This is a genomic window from Enterococcus sp. NPDC086594 (genome assembly GCF_044746145.1).
GTDB lineage: Bacteria > Bacillota > Bacilli > Lactobacillales > Enterococcaceae > Enterococcus_D > Enterococcus_D entomosocium.
On sequence record NZ_JBIVBP010000004.1, the window covers coordinates 198,613 to 222,107 of the forward strand.

Consider the following 23,495-nt stretch of genomic DNA (forward strand, 5'->3'; position numbering starts at 1 on the left):
AGCCAAATTTGAAAGGAGCAAACGTAATGCTGCGTTATTTTTATGAAAATGAGTTGGTTGCAATCAACCATGAACAGCCCGAAGACTGGGAAGCTGCTATCTGGGCGAGTGGCGAAGGATTAAAGCAAAAGGCGTTGATTACGGATCAGTACATTGAAGATGTCATTCGGGATGTCCATCAATACGGTCCTTATATTGTGATCATTCCCAAAGTAGCCATGCCCCATTCTTCAGCAGAAAGCAAAGGCGTCTTAGGAACAGGGATCGGGCTGACGATTTTTCCAGCGCCCGTCTCGTTTCAGGAAGATAATCCGGACAAGGAGGCGCAGTTGTTCTTTATGCTCGCTGCCAAAAACGCTGAAGCACATATGAACAATATCGCTAGTTTATCCGAAACGCTGATGGAAGAAGGGCTGGTGGAAGATTTACTAGGTGTAAAAACGATGGCAGATTTTGAAATGGTGATGGAGAAATATGACCAAAAAGAAAGCAGGGATTAGATGGAAGTGGTAGGAGATTTCTTATTGAGATGCTGGGATTACTTTGCTCAGAATATTTTGATGCAGCCAGCTTTTTTGATCGGTTTTATTGTACTGATCGGTTACTTACTATTGAAACGGCCGTTTGTTGAATGTGTCGCAGGTTTCTTAAAAGCCACCGTTGGTTACTTGATTTTGACGATTGGCTCTGGTGGATTGGTCAATAATTTCCGTCCGATCTTGGTGGGGCTTAAGGAGCGTTTTGAATTAGATGCGATGGTCACTGACCCGTATTTTGGTCAAAATGCGATCACCGCCGGCATTGAAGAACGATTCGGACGCACCTTTGGTGACACGATGCTCTTATTATTGATTGCCTTTGTTTTTAATATCTTACTCGTTCGCTTTAAAAAATATACGAAGCTGCGGGCCGTCTTTACTACTGGAAATGTGCAAGTACAGCAAGCCGCAACGGCCTTTTGGTTACTGCTATTTTGTTTTCCAGACTTGGGTCGGATCGAAGTCTTACTTGTCATGGGCTTGATCTTAGGCTGCTATTGGGCGGTTGGTTCCAATTTGACCGTGGGCATCTGTCAAGATTTGACGGAAGGTGCTGGTTTTGCGATTGCCCATCAACAGATGTTTGGTGTTTATTTCTTTGCGAGACTTGCGGAACGGTTCAAAAAGAACAAATCCAATCGGAAATTAGAAGATGTCGAACTACCGGGTTTTTTATCGGTCTTCAATGAAAATATGGTATCGACTTCGATCCTGATGCTCTTTTTCTTCGGTATCATTTTAGTGACACTTGGACAAGATTATTTAATAACAGCAGGATTTATGGCAGAAGGACAAAGTTTCTTATTTTATATTTTACAAACATCACTGATGTTTGCCGTCTACTTAGCAATTCTTCAATTAGGTGTGCGCACCTTCGTTTCCGAATTGACCGAGTCATTTCAAGGAATCTCAAATACGATTTTACCAGGTGCTGTTCCGGGGATCGATATCGCGGCAACCTTTGCCTTTGGTTCACCAAATGCTGTGACGGTGGGCTTTTTATTCGGTGCATTAGGACAATTTTTAATGATTGCTTTACTGATTTTGTTCCGGTCACCAACGATCGTGATTGCCGGGTTTATCCCACTGTTCTTTGATAATGCAGCGATTGCCGTTTTTGCCAACAACCGTGGAGGTATCAAGGCGGCTTGTCTTTTCCCATTCTTATCAGGCATCATTCAGATCGGTGGTTCGGCCTTGATCGCTACTTGGGTAGGATTGTCCCAATATGGCGGCTATCTTGGTATGTTCGACTGGGCGACCGTCTGGCCATTCTTTACAGTATTGATGAAATTCTTAGGCATCATTGGTGTGGTTCTTGTGGTGGTGATCTTATTAGTGATTCCGCAATTGCAGTACCGCAGAGATCCAGAAGGATATTTCTTGATCGTAGATGATTACGATGCGTATGTAGAAAAACAAAAATAATGAATTCTTAGGAGGAAAAAACGATGAGAGTATTAGTATCTTGTGCAAATGGATCAGGAACAAGTTTGATGATGATGCGGAGTGTTGAAAAAGCTTTGAAGTCTGAAGGGATCACAATCACCTCTATCCACCACTGCGCGATTTCTGAAGGCAAAAGCACCGCCAAGAATTACGATGTGGTCTTTACGCCAATGAACTTTGTCAATATGTTCGATAAAGCAAAAGAAAAGGGCGTAACAGTAATCGGGGTCAGAAATGTGATGTCTCCAAAAGAAATCATTGAGCGGGTCAGAGAAGCGGGTCTTTCAAAGGAGTAGTCAGCGTAACAGGATGTGGCAAAACAAAAAGGTTGGTCAAACAAAAGAGAGGGGAATTTCATGAGCAGACCAAAACTACAGATTGCTTGCGATCACTCCGATTTAGCTAGTGCACTGGCAGATATCAAAAAAGTCGGCGATGTGGTTGATATTATTGAAGCAGGGACTATTTTATTGTTGCAAGAAGGAGAACAGGTATTACGCTGTTTCCGAGCAATGTATCCGGAGAAGTTGATCGTAGCAGACACAAAATGTGCCGATGCCGGTGGGACGGTCGCCAAAAACTGCCAGCAAGCTGGCGCGGATTATATGACCGTGATTTGTGCAGCAACGATCCCAACAATGAAGGCAGCGGCAAAAGAAATTGCTGAGATCCAAGTAGAATTATATGGTGACTGGACCTACCAGCAAGCACAGCAGTGGCTAGATGCCGGCATCTCACAAGCCATCTATCATCAAAGTCGTGACGCATTGTTAGCTGGTGAAACATGGGGAGAAAAAGATTTAACGAAAGTCCGTAAATTGATCGATATGGGGTTTCGAGTGTCCGTCACGGGAGGATTGAGCGTCGAGACGTTGGCTCTGTTTGCTGGCATTGATGTGTATACCTTTATCACAGGACGAGGCATCACTGCCGCTGACGATCCGCAACAAGCAGCAGTTGATTTCAAGCAAGAGATTTTACGGATTTGGGGGTAGTTTTCTATGAGTTTGATCGGTCTATATGAAAAAGCAACACCCAAAGCCCTTTCTTGGCCGAAACGATTGCAGTTTGTCAAAGACCGAGGTTTCGACTTCATTGAAATGTCCATCGATGAATCCGATGAACGCTTGGCACGCCTAGAGTGGAACCAAGCACAGCGCAAAGAGATCGTCGAGGCAATCTATGACTCGGGGATCAAAATCTTGTCTTTATGTCTCAGTGGACATCGGCGGTTTCCCTTTGGTTCGATCGATGAAAAAAAGCGCAAGCACGCGATGCATCTGATGGAAAAAGCCATCGACTTGGCTTCAGATTTGGGTATTCGCTGCATCCAATTAGCCGGATACGATGTGTATTATGAGGAAAAAAGTCTTTGTAGCCGCGAATGGTTCATTGCCAATCTAAAAGAAGCCGTCGCCAGGGCGTCTGAAAAGGGGGTCGTTTTGTCACTAGAGATCATGGATGATCCGTTTCTGAATTCTATCTCAAAGTATTTACGGATCAAGGAGCAGATCCCTTCACCCTATCTACAAGTCTATCCAGATGTCGGGAACCTGTCGGCCTGGCCAGAAAATGATGTCGGTTATGAATTAGAAAAAGGCATTTGCGAGATTACCCAGATTCATTTGAAAGATACATTGGCGGTCTCAGATAAGTTTCGAGGAAAGTTTAAAGAAGTACCGTTTGGCACTGGGTGTGTTGATTTTGATGGCTGCTTACGCACGCTGAAGCGGTTGAATTATAACGGTTCTTTTGTCATCGAGATGTGGAGTGAGACGAGCGCTGACCCGATTGGGGAGATTGAACAAGCCAAAGCATATTTATTACCAAAACTAAAGGAGGTCGGTTACCTTGATCAATCAGCTTCAATTGATGAAAGAGCGAGTTTATCAAGCCAATAAGAGACTACCTGAGGAAGGGCTAGTAAAGCTGACTTGGGGAAATGTTAGTGAGATTGATCGAGATTTAGGGATCATCGTCATTAAACCAAGTGGTGTTGATTATAAGAAGATGACGGTTGATTCAATGGTGGTTTGCGACTTAACGGGAACACCGAAAGAGGCGAAGACGTTGAAGCCTTCCTCGGATATCAAAACCCATGCGCTATTGTATAAGCACTTCGAAGGCGTCAAGGCGATCGTCCATACGCATTCGACAAATGCGGTAAAATGGGCGCAAGCACAGCGAGACATTCCTGCATATGGAACGACGCATGCGGATACTTTTTATGGTAGTGTCCCTTGTACACGACCATTACGGGCCTCTGAGGTAACGGCAGACTATGAAAAAGAAACCGGCAAAGTCATTGTCGAGACGTTTGAAAAGCGGGGATTAGATCCGCTTGCATGCCCAGCTGTCCTCACAGCGGGACACGGTCCCTTTACTTGGGGGCAATCTGCGGAACAAGCGGTCAGCAATAGTATTGTTTTAGAAGAGGTTGCAGAAATGGCACTAGGTACCGAAGCTTTGACCTTAGAGCGAACACCGATCGCTGATTATTTGCTGGATAAACATTATTTCCGCAAGCATGGCGAACATGCTTATTATGGACAAGGATAACGGAAAAGCAGCCATTCCTAGCGATCAAGGAATGGCTGCTGTTCTATTCGTTTTCTTCAACGAGTGTTTTCACATAAAAGCGATCCATCGTGGTATGCTGTGCCGCCAATAGTGGCTGGGACAATGCGCGATAGCCGGCTTTTTGATAGACATGCAAGGCAGCTTCTAAAGAATGATGGGATTCTAAATAGAGTTGCCGATAGCCTAGTTCAAAAGCTTTGGCCTCGATCTTCGCCAGCAGGGGATAGCTGAGACGCTGCCCTTTGGCGGCATCACTAAGATAAAATTTTTGCAGCTCGGCGATTTGCCCTTCTGAATCATAAGCGGCAAGACCACCGCCGCCTAAAAGGGTACCCGATTCATCGGTGACGACAAAATAATGGCGGCTAGCAGGATCTGCTGCATAAAATTCACTTAAGTGGTCTAACTCGGGATCAAAATAGGCAGTTCCTGGAACCGCCAACTGGTGGTTGGTCAAGCTTTTGCGAATGATAGCAGCTAATGGCGCATCATCTTGAGATTGGATTGGACGAAATATCGGCTTCATGCAGTTCCTCCTTAACGTAAAAGTAAATGAATAGCTATAGTGTACCACAAGCATCGAGGTAGTGTTTAGTGATGATAAGAAAAGCCATCCTCGCAATGGCGCACCTCTTTAATAAGAAAACCGCCCCTCGTTGCCAGGCTCCTAATGTAAAAAGGAGGATGGCGAAACGAGGGGGCGGTTTTTGTGTTAGTCATGGAAGCAGTAATTAGAGCGTTTCACCATTAGAGGCGATTACTTGCTGGTACCACGCAAAGGAATCTTTTTTCAAACGATTCAAGGTTCCTTTGCCGGTATTGTCTTTGTCGACATAGATCATGCCATAGCGTTTCTCCATTTCGCCGCTGCCGAAGCTGACGATATCAATGATCCCCCAAGGCGTATAACCTAATAGCGGTACACCATCTTCAACCACCGCTTTTTCCATCTGTTCGATATGCTCTTTCAGGTAAGTGATGCGGTAGTCATCATGGACTTGCTGTTCATTGGTTAATTGATCGTAAGCACCAAAGCCATTTTCTACGATAAATAGCGGCAAGTCATAGCGTTGATAGATCGTATTTAACACATAGCGCAACCCGACTGGATCGATAGGCCAGCCCCAATCAGAAGCACTGATATAAGGATTACTCACGATTTTTGCTCCCGGGATATCCTCAGTTGGTGTGCCAGCCACTTCATCAAGGGTTGAGATCGTTCCTGACATGTAATAGCTGAACCCAATATAATCAACGGTTCCCGCTTTTAATAGCGCTTGTTCCTCGGGCGTGATCTCAATCGTGATGCCTTTTTTTGCCCAATATTTTTGCACATAGGTTGGGATCTTGCCTCGTACGTGGACGTCGCTGTAAAAATAGCGCCGTTCATTGGCTTTGACGGATGCCATCAAATCAGCTGGCGCACAAGAGTAGGGGTAGACCGGGACATAGGCCATCATACAACCAATCTGAAACTCTGGATTGATTTTTTTGCCTTCGATCACGGCTGCCGCACTGGCAATCAACTCATTGACGCCCGCTTGAAAGACGAGTGCTTCTTTTTGACTGTCATCCTCGATGATCATGGCAGAATTGGTCCAAACGTGCAGCGGCTCTTGCCCATCTGCTTGATTATTGATCTCATTGAAAGTCATCCAATACGTCACTTTGTCATGATACCGTTGAAAAACAGTCTTAGCGAATTTGACAAAGAGGGGAATCACTTCTTTGTTAGCAAACCCACCAAATTCTTCATAGAGGGCATAAGGCATTTCAAAGTGAGACAAAGTGATGACGGGTTCGATGCCATTTGCCTGCAATTCGTCGAAAAGATCATCGTAGTATTGGAGACCGGCTTCATTTGGTTCTTCTTCTGTTCCAGTTGGATAGATCCGGCTCCAAGAAATCGATGTCCGTAGACATTTCAAGCCCAGTTCTTTGAATAACTGGATATCTTCTTTGTAACGGTGATAAAAGTCAATGGCTTCATGGTTCGGGTAATATTCCCCTTCAATGACTCCTTTGGTGATTTTACGGGGAATACCGTTGCCACCGGCCGTCATGACATCGGCGGTACTCATTCCACGGCCAGCAACATTCCAAGCGCCTTCCGCTTGATGGGCAGCGATCGCGCCGCCCCATAAAAAATCTTTCGGCATTTTTGCGGACATAAATTTCATTCCTCCTCGACTCATTCGTTTGCTTATAATTCTACTTTCTGGGAACGGTTAGAGGCGATCACGAAAGGCAAATAGATCAAGACCGAAATCGCAAGACAAACGACACCGACAACCGCAGCGATCGCATTTCCTCCCGTTCCTAAAAAGAGATTAATGATTCCTGGGGTCGTCCATGGTACCCCAATCGCTGGGGTCGGCATGATCGGCCAGACAACAGTGACAAAATAACCCACCAAAATATTGACCATTGGTGTCAAAATAAACGGAATGATCATGATTGGATTCAAGACGATCGGTAGACCGAAGATCATCGGTTCATTGATTTGGAAAATTCCTGGAACTAAGGACATCTTAGCGATCTCACGTTGTTCTGGACGTTTTGAAGCGATGAAGATCGCAATGATCAAGCCCAATGTCATACCAGTTCCGCCCATATTTGCGAACATATCATTTAAAACGCCCCAGGTTTCTTTGTAAGGAACGTCCCACAAGGAGCCGCCCTGGTTGATAAAGTCTAGGTTAGCTAGATCTTGTTCGGTAAAAATCGCTGAACGAACCGCATTCAATGTGTTTGGTCCATGGATCCCAATCGCAAACAACGTGGTTTGCAAAAATGCCAAGATCAAGACACCGACGACATTGCCCCCCAGATCCCGCAATGGACTTTGGATCCCGTTGTAAATAAGTTCATTGATGCCTTCCGGTGCAATCATTAAAACTAAGAAATTGATCAAAGCAGTGACTGCCACGATGATCACGATCGGAATCATGCCAGAAAAGGAACGGGAAACAGCTGGTGGTACCATTTCAGGCATTTTGATCTGCAATCGTTTGACCTTGAAAAGCTTCGGTAAGAATTCACCGACCAAACAAGCCACGATCATAGCTACAAACAACCCTTGGGCGCCTAAATATTGTGTGGAGATCACATTGACATCATCTACTGCAAAGGAGGTCGGGTACAAGATCATAAAGGCAGCGACACTTGTCAAACCAACTAGCGTAGCATCTGCTTGGAAATGCTTGGCTAAAAGTTGGGCAACAAGAAACGCAATGAATAAACTCATGATGTTGATGGTCCCGTTCGCCACGGAAGCTAGAACTTGCTGGGCGCTTTCCAGATTAGGAAAAAGCCGATTCAGTTGAAATAATTGCACGATGAAACTTTCATTGGAAAATAAAATATTGTTGACCAAAATAACGAGAGAAGAAGCGATGGTCAGTGGGAAAATCAGCATGAATGCATCCCGGATCGCTGCTACGTGGCGTTGATTGTTCAACTTTGTTGCGATTGGTACCAACGAGCGGTCTAACAGGTCATTGAATTTTTGCATAATAATAACACCTTTCCTTAATTGATGCCATCATTATAGCGAATGAAAGCGGCTAAAAGTAAGCGGATACGGATTCCGTACATATCTCTCAAGAAATGAAAAAAATTCCGCATCCGGAACACAGTGTTACAAAAAAAGATGGTTCAGTAAACTGAACCATCAAGGGTTGGAACGATAATCTTGTAAATAGCCGATCAGTGTTTCTAAAATCGCTACTGAAGGCAATTGACTAGTCAAATCAAGAAAGATGTCTTTGCGTTCCTCTTTGATCGCATACTCGATCGAATAATCGCACAGGCGTGCCAACGTACTTTCCCGATTAGGGGTAATGCAGTATTTCTGCACGATCGCTTGATTGTCTAAACCGGTAATGACTTCGATCAGTTCTTTGGTTTCACCAGAGACACTCAGAAAAACCAAAACATTTTTTTGATCTTTTCGCAAAAAGCTTTTGATTGGGTAGGTCAGCTCATCAATGCTGATACTAAAGTAACCGAGACTGGCTAGCTTGCGGGCAACGTATTGCGCGATCGCACCGGATGCCCCCATCCCCATAAATAAGATCAAATCGGCATCCCGCATCGCTTCGGCAAGTTTTCGTATTTGGTATTCCGCATCAGGGTGGAAGATCTGCATATTCAAGCCTTTGATGCGCGCTTCTAAACCTAAGTGTTCAGGATGCGCGTCAAAATGGGCTTTTTCTAAATGATTTTTGATATAGAAGCGAAATTCTGGAAACGACTGAAAGCCGACTTTTTGAATAAAACGAAAGACCGAAGTCGAAGAGACATGAGCATCATCGGCAATGTCGCGCACACGCATATACGGGATCTTTTCTAAGTGATTGACGATAAAACGGTAGATTTCTTGTTCTACCGCAGAGAGCTTGTTCAAGTTTAATTGTTCAAAAAGCGCCATGCTGGTTCCTCGCTGTCCTAGATAATCAATTTACACCAGTATAGCATATCCGAACTTTTAACGGTGCAGCTGTTGGTGGATCTGATAGACTGCGCCGATCAAGCCGGCATCGTTTTTTAGTTTCGCTGGACGAACAGGCGCGATGGTTTGTCCGCGCAAATAATTAATCGCTTCATGCCGTGTTTCCGTGATCGTCAAGCGAGCCTGCAGGCGTTCCCAGAAATAAGGATTGGCACTGATGCCGCCGCCGATCAATACCAATTCTGGGTCAAAACAGCTAATCAAATTGATCAGTCCTACAGATAAATCCGTTAGAAATTGGTCCGTCAGCTTCAGCGCCAACGCTTCGCCTTGCTGCGCGCGGTCAAAAATCTCTTTGGCGTCTTGGGTGGGTTCAAAGCCAGGAACTGCTGCGCCAGATAAATTGTAGAGGCGAATCAAGCCGCCCACGACGGCAGTTTTTTTATTGATGGAACTTTCCTCGATATTGCCTTCTTCTGGCAGCTGATCAATCACCATCCAGCCAAATTCACCAGCCATGCCATGAGCACCTCGGTAGACTTGATTATTGATCACGATCCCACCGCCTACACCAGTGCCTAGGACAAGACACAAATAGTTGGCTACCTCTTGCGCATTCCCGATCCATTTTTCAGCAATCGCTGCTGCATTGGCATCATTTTCCACCGCCACCGGCAATCCTGTACGCGCTTCCAAGACTGCTTTAAAATTTTCACCATATAACGATTTGATGGCTCCAGCCGTTAACATAAACCCGTCTTTTTGAACGATCCCTGGGGCACTGATCCCAATGCCATCAATCGTGTGGCGGCTCTGGGCATCTTCGATGATCGTGAGTAGATCCTGATAAAACTGGGCTGGCTCATAGCTAGTGGGGATCGCTGATTTTTCAAGGATCACTCCGGTTTCATCTAAAACCCCATATTTAATACTTGTTCCGCCAATATCAAATCCTACGTACATTCTTCTTCCTCACCTTTCAAAACATTGTTGCCTTAAGTGTACCATCTGGCAGGAGGAATTTTTTTCTTTTTTCAGCTATTTTTTGACAGCCGTTTCCGCTGCATCCAAATAAAACAAAATGTCACTTTTGCCTTCCTGATTGGTTCCTTTGTACACCTCCGTATCCAGGCCTCCGATACGAAAGCCTGCTCGCAAGTAAAACAGACAGGCAGAAGGATTGTTGTCCTGCGCTTGTGTATAGATGCCGCGATAGTCTTTGGCAAGGGCCGCTTTCAGTGCCTGTTGGATCAACAGTTGACCGATTCCTTGCTTGCGGTAGTCTGTGTTGACCTTTAAGTCATAGAGGTACAGATACTTGAAAAAAGCGTCTTGAACGATCGCTAAGCCAATGCATTTTCCATCATCATAAGCACCGATAAACAGACTGTTTCGGCTCATTTCATCATAGCAATAATTTTCATCTGGGAAACGCATCGTCTGAATGTCTTCAGGTGCAAATTTACAGATCGTGTACTGCCAGTTGCCCTCATTATAAGACGGCAGCATTTTCCCCCATAAGGAGAAGGGTTCGTTTTTCAAGCGGATATCAGCTTGGTGTTCTTGATCGATCAGTTTGATTTCTAGCATGGGACACCTCGGTTTTCTATAGTTTTCAATCATGAGTATTTAAAAGTAAGTTGTTGCAGTTTAGTTTACTACAAAGAATGAAAAATCACGATACTTATTAAACAGTCTGGTCTTCCTGTGAGAAGGGACGTTTTTGTAGGAGTAACTTAGTTGTTTGTCTATACATTTAGGTGGAAAAAGCAGAAAATATTCTATTGATACCTTAATCACAATGACCGACGGAAAAATACGTCTTAAGTTTGATTATATTTATCGCTTGTTTTTTTATACTGAAGGTAGATAGAAAAAACGGAGGACAATCACTTGAAAAAAGCAATTAGTATGATCCTGCTCGTGTTAACGATCGGGACCGTCACATTGGTTACATGGTCTTATTTTACGAAAGATGATTCCAGCGAACTGGTTCAGCTGGTGGATCGTTTCAATCCTTTCGTACCGGAGAAAAAGGTTTATGTCAAAACATCCAATGAGTATGGCGTGCCGCAAGAACATGATGCCTATGAATATACGCAAGAAGGAATCAATGAAGATGGACAAAAAATAAAAATCACGTTTTGGGCACCACAAAAATTAAAAGAAAATGCCTACCTAGAGCTTGATGCAAAGGGCAAACATGTGGAGTCGTATCAAGAGGTGACCGAGCAGGATCTCCCTGACGCTATCAAAGACGAGTTGGTTACGACCCATTGATCATCGAGCCTGCTTGAAGAAACGGACAGAAAGTCATTTCCCACAAGTTGGGAGATGGCTTTTTTTAGTACCTTCACCTAAAGAAAAGTTCGCCAAGATTTGATTTGGGTGAAAAAGATTAGAGGATGATAGAATTTTCAGAAAAAATAGATAATTTTTTCAATTCTTAGTTGCAATAGCAGAAACGTCTGGTATTCTCTATGAGGTAGTTAAAAAAAATCATTCATATAATTAAAAATAGCAACAGTGAGAGAATCACTGTGTATGAAGGATCAACGGTTTTCGAGGAGGAACGTATGACAGAAAAAAATCAATTAAAAAAACAGATGAAAACCAGACACATCACTATGTTGGCACTAGGTGGCGCAATCGGTGCCGGCCTATTCAAAGGCAGTGGGGAAGCGATCCAGTTAGCGGGGCCTGCGGTCTTGCTAGCGTTTATTTTTTGTGGGCTGATCTTATTTGTCGTCATGACAGGACTGGGACAGTTGGTTTTATCTGACCAAAAACAACATGGCCTTTCGGGCTTAGTCCAGCCGTATCTTGGCTTGCATACAGCTGATTTCATTGATTGGATCTACTGGTCAATGTGGATGATCAACATCATCGCCGAAGCAGTTGCTGCCGCAAGCTTTTTGCAGCTGTGGTTTCCCAATATTCCAGCTTGGATCTTTGTTTTGATTTTGGCACTACTCACGACCATCATCAATTTGTTTTCGGTCCGCTTGTTTGCAGAAACGGAATACTGGCTTTCGTGGGCCAAAATCAGTGTGGTGATTGTGCTGATCTTGGTGGGTCTCTATCTGGTTGCCACGCAAGTCTTTGATCTGGGCTTTTTACCGACGATGAGACAAATGACAGACTATGGTGGTTTTGCCCCTCACGGTCTCAAAGGATTTATCAATTCTTTATTGGTCGTAATCTATTCGTATGGCGGTTCTGAGTTAGTAGCCATCACGATTAGTGAAGCAGAAAATCCAAAAAAAGCGATCCCTCAAGCAATCAAAGGAGTAATGACTCGGATTGCCGCTTTTTACATCATTCCCATGTTTCTTTTACTGATCATTTATCCGTGGAATCAATTAGCAGATCCAAATGTCAGTCCCTTTGTAATGGTGTTTCAAAAAATCCATGTGCCTTTTGCTTCCGACATCGTTAATTTAGTGATCATTTTGGCCTTGTTTTCCTCCATCAATTCTGGGGTCTATGCTTCTTCAAGAACGTTGTTTTTCCGGTTAAGCAACAATGGCCAGAAAAAAAGCCGCTTCACGATGCTGAATAAAAACAGCGTGCCCCAACGAGCGATCATGTTTTGCAGCGGTACTTTATATCTTGGAGTCGTTCTTTCTTACTTTTTAGGCGACAAACTCTTCAATTATCTGGCAGGCTCCCTGTCGTATACTGTATTACTGATTTGGTTGTTGATCAGTGTGGCGGCGTTTGTTTTGGTACGCAAGCAGAAGAAAATGGGCTATACGATTTTTTTGGGTGGGGCGATCCTTGCGTTGCTTTTGCTGTTTGCCGGAATCTTGATCACTAACCCATTAGCGGTTACAGGTTTCACCGCATTGCTGTATACGATCATTTTTCTTAGTTTTTATTAGAACCATCGAAAAATAGGGGACACCAGTGGAAAAAGTTGAAGAACCCTCCCTTAAGGCATAAACTGATGGAGAAGGAACAGCCCGCTTGGCTATTTTTTCGCTTCTCAGGAACATGGCTAAAAATAAAGTAAAGGAGAATACGAAAATGGTTAATTTTTGGACATTGATTTTCGGCACCCTCAGCTGGGTTGTGGTGGAAAGTCTGCTTTACAACCCGATGCATAAGTGGGGCAAGTTTTGGGCGAAAGAATCAGGAATGGCAGAGAAGATGGACGGTCAGCAGATGACGACCGGTGACATGCTCTTTACCTTTGGCGGCACGATTGTTGGTGGGATTCTCTTATCGGCAGCGACCTATCAAGTCGTCTATTGGTTTGCCACATTCGATCATGATGGTTGGCTGATGACCTCCTTGCAAGTCGCTTGCTTATTGTGGCTAGGGGTGTATGGGGTCGCCACCTTCGTGATGGCTGTTTACTCGGGACAGTCCCGTAAATTAGTTGGGCTGCACCTTGTGAATGGGTTTCTAGGAGTGATCGTTTTAGGGCTTGTTGTCGGACTAATTGGACAATAGGCAGCGATCATATCCCAGCGAGAACGTTCAAAGATCTCAACGAATCAATCCTAAAGAAAGCCGATCTTGTCTCGACAAGGTTGGTTTTTTTGTGCGTGAAATTAATCTCACTATAAAAAAAAGCTATAAAAGCAAATTGTTTATGCTATACTGAAAATAACTCAATTTGACAGGAAACACAAACCCACGGGTTTGCGAAAAATCATGAAAGAAGGAAACTTAGGGACAACGAGGAGGGGAAAAATGAAAACGAAAAGCAAGTTAGGTAGAAGAATGTTTGCTACCGTTTGTTTGGCGGTGCTATTTTTTTTGGCAAGCTGCAGCCGCTCAGGGGTTGACTCTGCAGCTGCAAATCAAGTATTGACCAATAGCAACAGTCATCAACAAAATGCCTTGTACGTTTTGGAAGATGGAAAGCTCACCGTCAATAAAACGCTGAGTTTTTTGGTCGATCCGAATCAGGAACCTGCGGACTTGGTAGAAGAACAAGAGGCGCAATTAGTGCAGATCAACGAAACACTGCAAGCAGAGTTTCCCAAAAGCAAAGCACTGACTGCGGCAGACATCGGCACTATGCACACCTTTGAAGTGACAAATGCCCAAGTGATCATTGATCAAGAGAAAAAGGAAGTGCGCATGACTGGCGATGATTTTGAGAAAGTATTCAAAATGGTGGACAACAATGACAAGCGTCTGATCGATGATGAACAAAACGAGTACGAGTTTTCTTACGATGAGAAATAGCAAGTGACAAAAAAGCAGCTGCCTCCGACGAGACAACCGCTTTAGACTGCAGACAAACCTTAGACAAAAATGAGGTTTGTCTTTTTTTGTTGTAAAATTTAGTGGCTATTACGGAAAACATTTTGCGCAAGGAGTAAGTCCGCGACTTTGCGCTTCTGCTAAAGTGGCAGGCGTGTAGGTACCGTTACCGCATTTTCTCGTATGATATTTCGAACCTGTTGGTGTAACGAGGACCGACGTTTGGGCTTGATTGCTAGCAGCGGCTGGCTGGCTTTGTTCTGGCACAGCGGCGGCTGCCTGCCGTTCTTCCTCCGCCTTAGCTTGTGCGACTGCTTGTTCGTTGGCAGTGATCGTTTGCGCCACTGTTTTCGTTCGAGCAGCTAATTCCTCATCGGGGGTCTTGAGACGAGCGACAGCATCTTCTGCACGAGCAAGGGCATCTTTTGTCGGCTCCGCCTCTGCCGCTTCCACCGCTTGGACAGCTTCTGCAACGAGGGCTTCTGCTTCTTTCTCAGAAATCTTGGTTTCTACAGTGGATAACCGACTTTCAAACGTTTCCTTGTTCAACACCGCTTGTGCGACCAATTCTTTTGCCTGATCGAAATCCTTGCGCTCAAGAGAAGCTTCAGCAGTATCGAGGGCTTTGCCGATGGCAAGATGTTCTTCCACCACGGTTAGCCGGGTAGCGAAATCTTCGTAGGTTTTACTCAAAGCATGAATCAGCGTCACGGCTTCGTCGTAATTCTTTTGGTTTGGCTGGGTTTCGGCAAGCGCCAGTGCCGTCTCGGCTTTTTCCAGTGCTGCTTGTTCTTGTTTTTCAGCTTGCAAACTCGCTAGAAATGCGCGAGAAGGTTTGACGGTGACGACTTCTTCTTTGGTGCTTCCACCCATTGAGGCTTGGAGGGTAAATTCCTGTTCCTCTTCATCTTCAAGTTGCACGGTGTAAGAAAATGTTTCGTCCGCCAGCGAAACCTCCACCCCGTTGATCGTCAGTTGCGCTTCTGGATTGGTTTGCCCAGTGATCGCTACTTCACCTTGCTCATTCGTAACCAGTTCTGCTTCATCTACGTGAAGCTCCGGTGTTGTTGCAGGAGTCAATAATACCCCGCCGATCAATAAGAGAAAACCACCCATAAAAATAACGATTTTGTTGCGAAGCGGCTTTTTCTTGATCAAACTAAGAATAAAAAAGATTCCGCTTACAACCATTGTCAAAAAAACAACACCAAAAATAAATATCCCCATAACTTTTTCCATTTCCTTTCTTGTGAATATTTTAATTATAACATTTTTCCTAACTTATCCGCCATTAATAACCGGCTAGCAAGGGTTGCTGAACGTATGGAGGGAGTTCAACTAGCAAACCGATAGATTTTTATCAATAATAAATAGATTTACAGAAATTTTTATTATAAAATGATATAGAAAGAGTTGTTTTTCGTTTGTATTTGCTTTTTTTGCTAAACAGCTTTTGGTCCTAATACACGTATTTACTTCATTACTGGAAAAAGACGCTTTGAACAAACGGATGAAATCGAGCAAATACCTGCAAACAAGCGGCTTTCCTTCGCTGCTTCCCCCAAATAACACCATAAAAAAAGACATTCCCCCTCATGTGCAACTAAGCCACTTCATTGATAAGAAAATCAGTATGTGCAAAAGGAGTAGCAATGAAAATCACACAAATCCAATGTCCCAGCTGCTTGGGTCAGTTAACCGTTGACTGGGAGACAGGAAAAGCAGTCTGCCAATATTGCTTAACTAAATCAGTCCTACAGTCGCCGCCAAAACAAACGCAAGAAGCTTCGAATGAACAGGCTCCCGTAGTTTTTCAAAAAGTCAAAGAAGGGTTTTATTCGTTTGCCTTTAATGAAGACGAGGTAGCAAATGCCTTGAAAAAATGGCTGATCCAACAGGAATCAGTTCCTGAGGACATTATCGTTCATCTTGAAGTCAGCGAGGTAAAACGATATTTTATTCCGATTTATGAATTTCAGGTGACCTATACGATGCAGTGGGAGGGGGCCTTTGGCTACGATACCCATTCCATTGCATGGGAAGGATCGCATACGACCACGTGGGAAAAGAAGCGAGGCGACCATTCAGGTGAGACGGTTATATTCTATCAATGCGGCAGTTCGGAGGTGATCGAACAAGAAATTCCTCAGAGCTTTGAGGTCAATGATGAAATGAAAAGAAAACCGCACTTTAGTACCGATCAAAAGGAATTTCAACAGCTAGTCTCAGCACATGCTATTCATGTTTTTCCCTTTGATATTGAGCAAGAGCAGGCGCTCTTTGGTTCTGAAAAACAAGCGGAATTGAGAGCTCATGCGAATGCGGTGATCCAGAAGAAAGAATCTGCCGATCATCTAAAAGAGCTGCACCTAGATCTTTCCCTGATCAGCTGTGCTACAGAAAAGCTCTACTTTCCCCTGTATATGGGCACCTTCAAGTACCAAGAGCAATCCTTTGAATTTGCGATCGACGGCAAAGATCCTGACCGAATGAAGCTGCCGATTATCCCACAGTGCCAAGAAACCTTACAAACGGTTGCGAATTTTTCAAAAGCTCGTAAGGTTTTTGGCTGGTCCTCCGTACTCTTTTTTACGTTAGGTGTGATCCTGATGATCTTGGCTCTATTCATTTCTGAATGGATCCCTCTCGGAAGAGTATTTAGGGCTGTCATAGGGGGGATTGTCATGAGTTCCCTGCCAACTGCAGTTTATTGGGTAGTATCGGGGATAGTGTTGCACTTTCTAAAAGAACAGTACCTCAAAACAGTCCAAAAATTTAGAGATGAGTGCCAAAGAGAATTATTAGGTAAGAAAACTGGGACAGCTTTTTTAGCAAACTACGAGAAGCGTGGAAAGCATCTTGCAAGAATGAGGAAATTTTATGAATGGCTCGATACGCTCGCTTATGTGGTCGTGGTCGTTACCCTTATTTGGAACATTCTTCGGTTTCTTTGATAAACCATCTTGTTGAAAAGAAAAAACGATTCATAAAAAAGGAGAAAAAATGAAAATCACCTAAATCCAATGTCCCAGCTGTCTGGGACGTCTAGAAGTTGATTGGGACTCAGGAAAAGCAGTCTGTCAGTATTGTTTAAATGAGCTGTTGATCAAACCGGAACAAAAAAACCAGGAACAAACAAAACAAGTCGTCTCGCTTAAAGAGTTGTCACGCATTCAAGGGACCGTCAAAGAAGGATTTTATCCGTTTGCCTATGATGAAAAGGCATGTGAAGCGGCGTTGAAAAATAGACTAGCATGGCAAGACACCATCTCGGAAAGTATCTTTTTTGAGCTAGAGATGGTTCATCTAAAACGTGTATTTATCCCGATGTATTATTTTCAAATTGCTTATGATGCTCAAGTGAGAGGGAGCTATGTCCACGAGGAACAGCAGAGGGGGAGTGGGCGCATTACTGCCGACATTTCTTTACATAACAGCGGGAACACAACAATTTTCAATGAACATTTCCCTACAGATATCCAAAAAGAAGCGGATTACAGTATCAATGGTAAGCTGCCGCTGCATCTTCAAAAAGGAGCCGCCTATTGCACGGATATGCAGCAGTTTTCGGCACTTAGCCAAGGCGCTCAGGTGCTGCCCTTTGATATTTCCAGAGAAGCGGCACTCTCTGATACCCATCTAATGGAAGTCTTTGAAGCAAAAGCCAAAGACCATTTGGTGGGAGCAGATGTTGCCAATGAGGTTCAACTGACTCTTTTTCCGAAACAATGTGATACGGAAAAACTGTATTTTCCTTATTACATTGGCGAATTCAAATACGGAAACCAAACCTATTCTTTCGTGGCTGATGGCACCGATGCTGAACGTCTCTTTCCAACCCAGCTTCCTGAATGTGAACAGCTGGTGCAAGTGAAGAAAAGTTTTTCGAAGACCAGTAGTGTCCTTTGGCAATTCTGCTATACCTTCTTTTCATTCGGAATAATTTCCGGGACCCTTTTAAATTTTATTTTTGGTGGATTTTTAATGCCTGCCGTTTCCTTTAGTTTGATTGGCACATCGATCGTGCTTTTTGTCATTTGGCTAGTAGTTTCATTTTTTTTGATTACACAAAAAATCAACTTCTTTACAGAACATAAAAAGTTTAAAAAGGATCTGAATCAAGCACTCAGTCAGCCACAGGCAGATCAAATAGCTATTTTGCAGACATTTGAAGCCCGAAGAAAGAAACTCGTCCGAAAAACAGTATTTTACAGCAGTCTGGAAAACATGGCGTATGAATTTGCCTTGATTCTCTTCTTAGCAATATTGGTTTGGTATTTCGATTTTTATGGCTTATCTCTTCTAGTGCTGCTGGCGTTTGTCAGCTGGAATACGATCCGTATTTTTACAACGAATAGCTCTGATCGATGCATCAAAACGAAAGGATGATCTCGTGGATATCATTCCCATTCAATGTCCCCATTGTTTAGGGGAACTAGAAGTAAACTGGGGTGTCGGCACGGCAGTCTGTCTGTATTGCCGCGGCAAAATGGTCATCAAATTGCCCTTTGACCACGCCAAAATTGCCCAGTCCAGTCCCCTGACGGACAAACAGCTTGCGCTGACCCAGCTGACGGCTCTCTTGAAGAAAATCAGTTTGTCGTCTGCTGCTCTTAGGGAAGACGCACCATCAGCCGGCGTTTTCGTTGGACAAGAGCAGCCAAAACCAACGTCAAGAAACCAGGTGTCTCCGATTCAAAGGGCGCCCATCCATCAGCGCAACCAGCGACAAAATCGTTTGACTGCCTTTTTTCAAAAACAAAATTTTTTGTTCTATTTTTCTGGAGAAAGACAAGTGCTACCAAGGCAATGGCAAAGACAAGTCCTCGCTAGTTTTCAAGTGCCTGAAACGGAGACCCCTCTTGCGTTGCTAACGTCAAAGATGACTGGCAAGAAAGCGAATGCGGGACTGCTTTTTGGCGTTGAACGAGTGTATTTGTGCACGTACGAAAAGAAAGAAAAACGAATAGTCAGTTTTTCCTGGATTGTTTGGAAAAACCTCGGTTTTGAGGTCCAGCATAAAATGTTTGGTAGCTTTTTGGTGATTCAACAGGAATATCGTGTTCCTCTTCAAGCATTGGGCTTTGCGACCCAATCATTTTTGCAAGAATTACAGCAGTTGTTGCAAGAGTGGGAGACTGGCTAGTGCTGAGTATCGATGAAATCAAATAGGGAATCAATTTATTGGTCAAAAAAACAAAGAGAGCGTCGCAAACAGCGGCGCTCTCTTTCACTTCATGTGGTTTCCAACTCAGCATCGTTGGTCTCTGTTAAATACTCGGCTTCATCGTTTAAAAGACTGGCCGTCGTTCGCAGCGTGTCGTAAGAATGCAAAACGGCAGCGAGACTTTTTTGCGAATCACTGATTTTCATGGTCGTCGAATCGGCACTATCTAACACGACTAAGGCTTGTTGGTTGATGGCTTGCATGGTTGCGGCAATGGTTTGGGTCAACTGCTTGGTCTGTTCGGCTAATTTTTGCATTTCATCGGCAACTACCCGAAAGCCAGCTGCTTGTTCGCCGATCCGTGCTGTTTCGATGGAAGCGTTGAAGGATAGCAGTTTGGTTTGTTGTGCAATGCGGTCGATGTCATGCAGCACCGCTGTCACCTGTTGGCTATCCATTTCTAAGGCATGGGTCGTTGCTTGATTTTGATCAGACAGCCGTTTGACTTGCGCCAAGTTCTCTGACAAATGATCGACTTGCTGATGCCCGTTGGCAGAAAGTCGTGTCAGGGAAGCAGCACTTTCTTGCACTTTTTTGATAGTGACCGCTAAGGCTTGTTCTCTTTGGGTAATGTCAAAAGCGATTTTGACGACGTTGACGACTTCTTGCTGCTCATCGAGGACGGGGAAGTAGATTCCTTCTAAAATCAGTTTTTCTCCTTGTTTGTTTTTTCGGATGATTTTGTCTTGAAACCGTTGCTTTGAGTACAGCAGTTGATTCCAAAAAGCTTGGTAATCCGTACTGGCAGCATAATGGTCAAAACAAAAGGTCCGATGCGGCAAGCCAATGATTTCTTCTTGGCTGTACCCTAGGATATCAGTCATGTTGGCATTGGCGAAAACAACTTCTTTTTGCGGATCAAAGACTATGACAGCGAGTTCTTGAAAAATAGCAGCGAGCAGACGGTTATTTTGTGTTTCATCTAATGTGAATTTCATACGTACTTACCTACGCCTTTCAGTTTTTTGGGAAGTTTACACAGCGAGTGTCTTACAGTTATCGGTCATGAAGGCAAGGCAGTTAAGAGTGCAAAAACCACCTTTTTTGTCGAACAAAATGCCTGGAAGCAGAAGGAAGCAAGATTCTTTGCATCAGAATGACTTGGTGGTACCCTTAAGGTCAACACGAACGATTTCAAACAAAAGGAGAGAATCGTATGACAGATAGAATTTCGTTGGAAAAAGCAGCCGTTGAATTTAGTGAGGCAAATGCACCGCACCCACGGATCTATGAATTACCGCCAGAAGAAGGGCGCGCACTATTGGAACAAGTCCAAGAGTCACCCGTCAATAAATTGGCGGTTGAGATAGAAGATCAGACCGTAGATACAGGCGAATGGGGGACCATCAATGTTCGTTTTGTTCGTCCTGAAGGAAATCATGCGATTCTCCCTGTCATTTATTATCTCCATGGCGCGGGCTGGGTCTTCGGCAGTGCCGCAACTCATGATAAATTGATCCGTGAATTGGCGGTACGAACCAACTCGATCGTCATTTTTCCTGAATACAGTCGTTCGCCAGAAGCAAAATACCCAACGGCGATCGAACAAAATTATGCGGTCTTGCAGCAATTACCGGGATTTGTCGATGTCAAAGGCTTAGACCTTACCCGTTTGACCGTGGCTGGCGATTCCGTAGGTGGGAACATGGCGACTGTTATGACCTTGTTAACGAAAGCCCGTGGTGGCATTCCGATCGCACAGCAATTATTGTTCTATCCTGTGACAGATGCCCGCTTTGATACGCCTTCGTATGAAGCATTTGGCGAAAACTATTTTCTGACCAAAGAAGGGATGCAATGGTTCTGGGATCAATACACGACGGATGAAACACAGCGGAATCAAATTACCGCTTCTCCTTTACGAGCGACCAAAGAGGAGTTAGCCGATCTGCCACCAGCGTTGATCATTACGGGGGAAGCAGATGTCTTGCGGGATGAAGGGGAAGCCTATGCGCAGCATTTACGAGCAGCTGGCGTGGAAGTTACCCAAGCACGTCTGCAAGGAATCATCCATGATTTTGTGATGGTCAATGCGATGGATCAGACCCAAGCTGCACGAGCTGCCATGACACTGGCTGTCGGTTGGCTGACGGAAAAAAATGTCCCAGCAGAATAAAAAACCGACAAAAGAAGCTTCTTTTTAGAGGTGTTCTGATACAGTAAAGGATTTATGGGGTGGAGCGATCCACTCCTTTTTTTGTCGGAAAAATGGAAAGACATACACCTGCGGTCTGAAGCAGATGCAAACGCTCTCTAAAAAACTACGTTTTTATGGTACAGATATTAATAAGTGTTTTTCGTTGATAAATAAATAGAAAGTGCTATTATATGTATTGTGATTAATACAGTTTTTGAAAAGAGGTAATACAGTGAGTGCAAAAGGATCAGAAATCATTGTTGAAAGTTTAGAAAATCATCGGGTGCCTTATATCTTTGGGATTCCCGGTGCAAAAATCGATGGCGTATTTGACGTGTTGAGTGATCGGGGACCAGAGTTGATTTTGGCACGACATGAACAAAACGCGGCATTTATGGCACAAGCAATCGGTCGCCTGACAGGAGAGCCAGGAGTCGTCATTGCGACAAGTGGACCAGGAGCCAGTAATTTAGCGACTGGGTTGGTCACGGCAACTGCCGAAGGTGATCCCGTCCTGGCACTAGCAGGCCAAGTGAAGCGTTCTGACCTTTCAAAATTGACCCACCAAAGCATGAATAATGCGGCATTGTTTGCGCCGATCACGAAATTCAGCAGTGAAGTCCAAGATCCTGAAACCCTTTCTGAAAGTATTGCCAACGCCTTTCGCATCGCAAAAACAGCGAAAAAAGGGGCGAGCTTTTTATCCATTCCTCAAGATGTGACGGACGGAACCGTTCAAGGGGCAGCGATCAAACCACTATCTTCGCCTAAATTAGGCAGTGCCGATGCAGAAGATATCCAGGCACTCGTCGATCGGATCAAAGAAGCCAAGCTGCCTGTCCTACTCTTAGGAATGCGGGCTTCAGGCGTGAAAGAAACACAAGCGATTCGTCATTTAGTTGCAAAAACTGGGTTGCCTGTCGTAGAGACCTTCCAAGGCGCTGGGATCATTTCTCGTGAATTAGAAGAGCATTTCTTTGGCCGCGTCGGCTTGTTCCGCAATCAGCCTGGTGATATGCTGTTGAAACGCAGCGACTTAGTGATCGCTGTGGGGTACGACCCGATCGAATACGAAGCTCGCAACTGGAATGCGGAAAAAGATGCCCGCGTGATCGTCATCGATGAAGTACCGATGGAGATCGATCCATTTATGCAGCCAGAAGTTGAACTGATGGGCAGTATCGCGAAAATTATTGAACAACTATCAAAAGCCATCGATCAGTATCACTTGACCGAAGACGCTAAAAACTATTTAACGACGCTGCAAACCAAACTCAATGAAAAACCAGCGGATGTCGAAGGCAGCAACAATACCTTGCATCCCCTGGAAATCATTGATGCTTTGCAACAAGAAGTGACCGATGACATGACGGTGACGGTGGATGTCGGCAGCCACTACATTTGGATGGCCCGTCATTTCCGCAGTTATGAGCCACGGCATCTGCTCTTTAGTAATGGCATGCAGACTTTAGGGGTAGCTTTGCCATGGGCGATCGCGGCAGCGCTCGTGCGACCAAATACTCAAGTGATCTCTGTATCTGGCGATGGTGGCTTCTTGTTTTCTGCCCAAGAGTTAGAAACAGCCGTCCGTTTGAAACAAAACATCATTCACTTGATTTGGAATGACGGTACCTACAATATGGTGAAATTCCAAGAAGAAATGAAATATGATCGTGCTTCTGGGGTTGATTTTGGACCAGTTGATTTCGTGAAATATGCCGAAGCGTTTGGTGCCAAAGGCTTACGGGCAACCACCAAACAAGAATTGATGGCAGCCATCGAAGAAGGCTTTGCAACGGATGGTCCAGTGATCATTGATATCCCTGTGGATTATTCAGACAATGCCGATCTTGGCAAAACGATCCTACCTGATCAATTTTATTAAGACCA

Annotated in this window: 23 protein-coding genes; 15 read left to right on the forward strand and 8 right to left on the reverse strand. The window is 44.4% G+C overall.

All coding sequences use genetic code 11. From position 1 onward, the window contains the following. Window positions 1–26 precede the first annotated feature (26 nt). Genes ACIPK1_RS08665 through araD form a run of 6 tightly spaced genes read left to right on the forward strand, consistent with a single transcriptional unit; the run spans window position 27 to window position 4,547 of the window. Entirely contained in the window at window positions 27–500 is a 474-nt protein-coding gene (locus ACIPK1_RS08665) for a PTS sugar transporter subunit IIA (protein WP_061054474.1), read from the forward strand. Beyond that, the gene (locus ACIPK1_RS08670) at window positions 501–1,967 is read left to right on the forward strand and encodes a PTS ascorbate transporter subunit IIC (RefSeq protein ID WP_016611581.1); all 1,467 of its coding nucleotides are present in this window, start codon (window positions 501–503) and stop codon (window positions 1,965–1,967) included. Between the two features lie 23 nt (window positions 1,968–1,990). Then, entirely contained in the window at window positions 1,991–2,284 is a 294-nt protein-coding gene (locus ACIPK1_RS08675; protein WP_008376531.1) for a PTS sugar transporter subunit IIB, read from the forward strand. 60 nt (window positions 2,285–2,344) lie between these two features. After that, window positions 2,345–2,983: a 3-keto-L-gulonate-6-phosphate decarboxylase UlaD gene (locus tag ACIPK1_RS08680; RefSeq protein WP_034872090.1), complete on the forward strand. Its 639-nt coding sequence runs from the start codon at window positions 2,345–2,347 to the stop codon at window positions 2,981–2,983. Between the two features lie 6 nt (window positions 2,984–2,989). Continuing rightward, window positions 2,990–3,889: an L-ribulose-5-phosphate 3-epimerase gene (locus tag ACIPK1_RS08685; protein ID WP_016611579.1), complete on the forward strand. Its 900-nt coding sequence runs from the start codon at window positions 2,990–2,992 to the stop codon at window positions 3,887–3,889. Further along, the gene (araD, locus tag ACIPK1_RS08690; RefSeq protein WP_016611578.1) at window positions 3,861–4,547 is read left to right on the forward strand and encodes an L-ribulose-5-phosphate 4-epimerase AraD; all 687 of its coding nucleotides are present in this window, start codon (window positions 3,861–3,863) and stop codon (window positions 4,545–4,547) included. The genes ACIPK1_RS08685 and araD overlap by 29 nt, the downstream gene beginning before the upstream one ends. Window positions 4,548–4,590: 43 nt before the next feature. On the opposite strand, the gene ACIPK1_RS08695 is transcribed toward araD, so the two are convergent. From ACIPK1_RS08695 to ACIPK1_RS08720, 6 genes are all read right to left on the reverse strand, one after another. Beyond that, a complete protein-coding gene (locus ACIPK1_RS08695) occupies window positions 4,591–5,094 on the reverse strand; it encodes a GNAT family N-acetyltransferase (RefSeq protein ID WP_005232701.1) in 504 nt (167 codons plus the stop codon). Window positions 5,095–5,299: 205 nt separating this feature from the next. Then, the gene (locus ACIPK1_RS08700; RefSeq protein ID WP_034872089.1) at window positions 5,300–6,739 is read right to left on the reverse strand and encodes a 6-phospho-beta-glucosidase; all 1,440 of its coding nucleotides are present in this window, start codon (window positions 6,737–6,739) and stop codon (window positions 5,300–5,302) included. Between the two features lie 32 nt (window positions 6,740–6,771). Further along, on the reverse strand, window positions 6,772–8,082 hold the full coding sequence (locus ACIPK1_RS08705) for a PTS sugar transporter subunit IIC (RefSeq protein ID WP_008376519.1): 1,311 nt from the start codon (window positions 8,080–8,082) through the stop codon (window positions 6,772–6,774). Between the two features lie 159 nt (window positions 8,083–8,241). Then, window positions 8,242–9,000: a MurR/RpiR family transcriptional regulator gene (locus ACIPK1_RS08710; RefSeq protein WP_005232695.1), complete on the reverse strand. Its 759-nt coding sequence runs from the start codon at window positions 8,998–9,000 to the stop codon at window positions 8,242–8,244. 57 nt (window positions 9,001–9,057) lie between these two features. Continuing rightward, on the reverse strand, window positions 9,058–9,984 hold the full coding sequence (locus tag ACIPK1_RS08715) for an ROK family protein (RefSeq protein ID WP_005232693.1): 927 nt from the start codon (window positions 9,982–9,984) through the stop codon (window positions 9,058–9,060). A gap of 75 nt (window positions 9,985–10,059) precedes the next feature. Then, window positions 10,060–10,611: a GNAT family N-acetyltransferase gene (locus ACIPK1_RS08720; RefSeq protein ID WP_005232691.1), complete on the reverse strand. Its 552-nt coding sequence runs from the start codon at window positions 10,609–10,611 to the stop codon at window positions 10,060–10,062. A 321-nt stretch (window positions 10,612–10,932) separates the two neighbouring features. Here ACIPK1_RS08720 and ACIPK1_RS08725 point away from each other — a divergent pair, with 321 nt between their 5' ends. The 4 genes from ACIPK1_RS08725 to ACIPK1_RS08740 all read left to right on the forward strand — a co-directional run bounded on the left by ACIPK1_RS08725 (window position 10,933) and on the right by ACIPK1_RS08740 (window position 14,223). Then, window positions 10,933–11,301 carry a YxeA family protein gene (locus ACIPK1_RS08725; RefSeq protein WP_016611572.1) on the forward strand — a complete coding sequence of 123 codons (369 nt, stop codon included), beginning with the start codon at window positions 10,933–10,935 and terminating at the stop codon, window positions 11,299–11,301. Between the two features lie 296 nt (window positions 11,302–11,597). Continuing rightward, window positions 11,598–12,905: an amino acid permease gene (locus tag ACIPK1_RS08730; protein WP_400450536.1), complete on the forward strand. Its 1,308-nt coding sequence runs from the start codon at window positions 11,598–11,600 to the stop codon at window positions 12,903–12,905. A 145-nt stretch (window positions 12,906–13,050) separates the two neighbouring features. Next, complete coding sequence (locus ACIPK1_RS08735) at window positions 13,051–13,479, forward strand: DUF1761 domain-containing protein (protein ID WP_008376507.1); 429 nt, start codon at window positions 13,051–13,053, stop codon at window positions 13,477–13,479. A 243-nt stretch (window positions 13,480–13,722) separates the two neighbouring features. Next, window positions 13,723–14,223, forward strand: coding sequence for a hypothetical protein (locus tag ACIPK1_RS08740; RefSeq protein ID WP_086316758.1), 501 nt, complete (start codon window positions 13,723–13,725; stop codon window positions 14,221–14,223). Between the two features lie 108 nt (window positions 14,224–14,331). Here ACIPK1_RS08740 and ACIPK1_RS08745 read toward each other — a convergent pair whose 3' ends face one another. Next, on the reverse strand, window positions 14,332–15,468 hold the full coding sequence (locus ACIPK1_RS08745; protein ID WP_034872087.1) for a serine protease: 1,137 nt from the start codon (window positions 15,466–15,468) through the stop codon (window positions 14,332–14,334). A gap of 425 nt (window positions 15,469–15,893) precedes the next feature. Between ACIPK1_RS08745 and ACIPK1_RS08750 the strand changes: the two genes are divergently transcribed. The 3 genes from ACIPK1_RS08750 to ACIPK1_RS08760 all read left to right on the forward strand — a co-directional run bounded on the left by ACIPK1_RS08750 (window position 15,894) and on the right by ACIPK1_RS08760 (window position 19,387). Next, the gene (locus ACIPK1_RS08750) at window positions 15,894–17,195 is read left to right on the forward strand and encodes a hypothetical protein (RefSeq protein WP_016611566.1); all 1,302 of its coding nucleotides are present in this window, start codon (window positions 15,894–15,896) and stop codon (window positions 17,193–17,195) included. 64 nt (window positions 17,196–17,259) lie between these two features. Continuing rightward, window positions 17,260–18,630 (forward strand): hypothetical protein, encoded by a 1,371-nt coding sequence (locus ACIPK1_RS08755; protein WP_400450557.1) that lies wholly within the window; start codon window positions 17,260–17,262, stop codon window positions 18,628–18,630. A gap of 4 nt (window positions 18,631–18,634) precedes the next feature. Further along, window positions 18,635–19,387 (forward strand): hypothetical protein, encoded by a 753-nt coding sequence (locus ACIPK1_RS08760; protein ID WP_176374309.1) that lies wholly within the window; start codon window positions 18,635–18,637, stop codon window positions 19,385–19,387. An 89-nt stretch (window positions 19,388–19,476) separates the two neighbouring features. On the opposite strand, the gene ACIPK1_RS08765 is transcribed toward ACIPK1_RS08760, so the two are convergent. Further along, window positions 19,477–20,406 carry a methyl-accepting chemotaxis protein gene (locus tag ACIPK1_RS08765; protein WP_016611563.1) on the reverse strand — a complete coding sequence of 310 codons (930 nt, stop codon included), beginning with the start codon at window positions 20,404–20,406 and terminating at the stop codon, window positions 19,477–19,479. 218 nt (window positions 20,407–20,624) lie between these two features. Between ACIPK1_RS08765 and ACIPK1_RS08770 the strand changes: the two genes are divergently transcribed. Together ACIPK1_RS08770 and alsS are read left to right on the forward strand one after the other, a co-directional pair. Then, window positions 20,625–21,584, forward strand: a complete 960-nt coding sequence (locus ACIPK1_RS08770; protein WP_016611560.1) for an alpha/beta hydrolase — start codon at window positions 20,625–20,627, stop codon at window positions 21,582–21,584. 253 nt (window positions 21,585–21,837) lie between these two features. Next, window positions 21,838–23,490, forward strand: coding sequence for an acetolactate synthase AlsS (alsS, locus tag ACIPK1_RS08775; protein WP_301387517.1), 1,653 nt, complete (start codon window positions 21,838–21,840; stop codon window positions 23,488–23,490). Window positions 23,491–23,495: the final 5 nt, after the last annotated feature.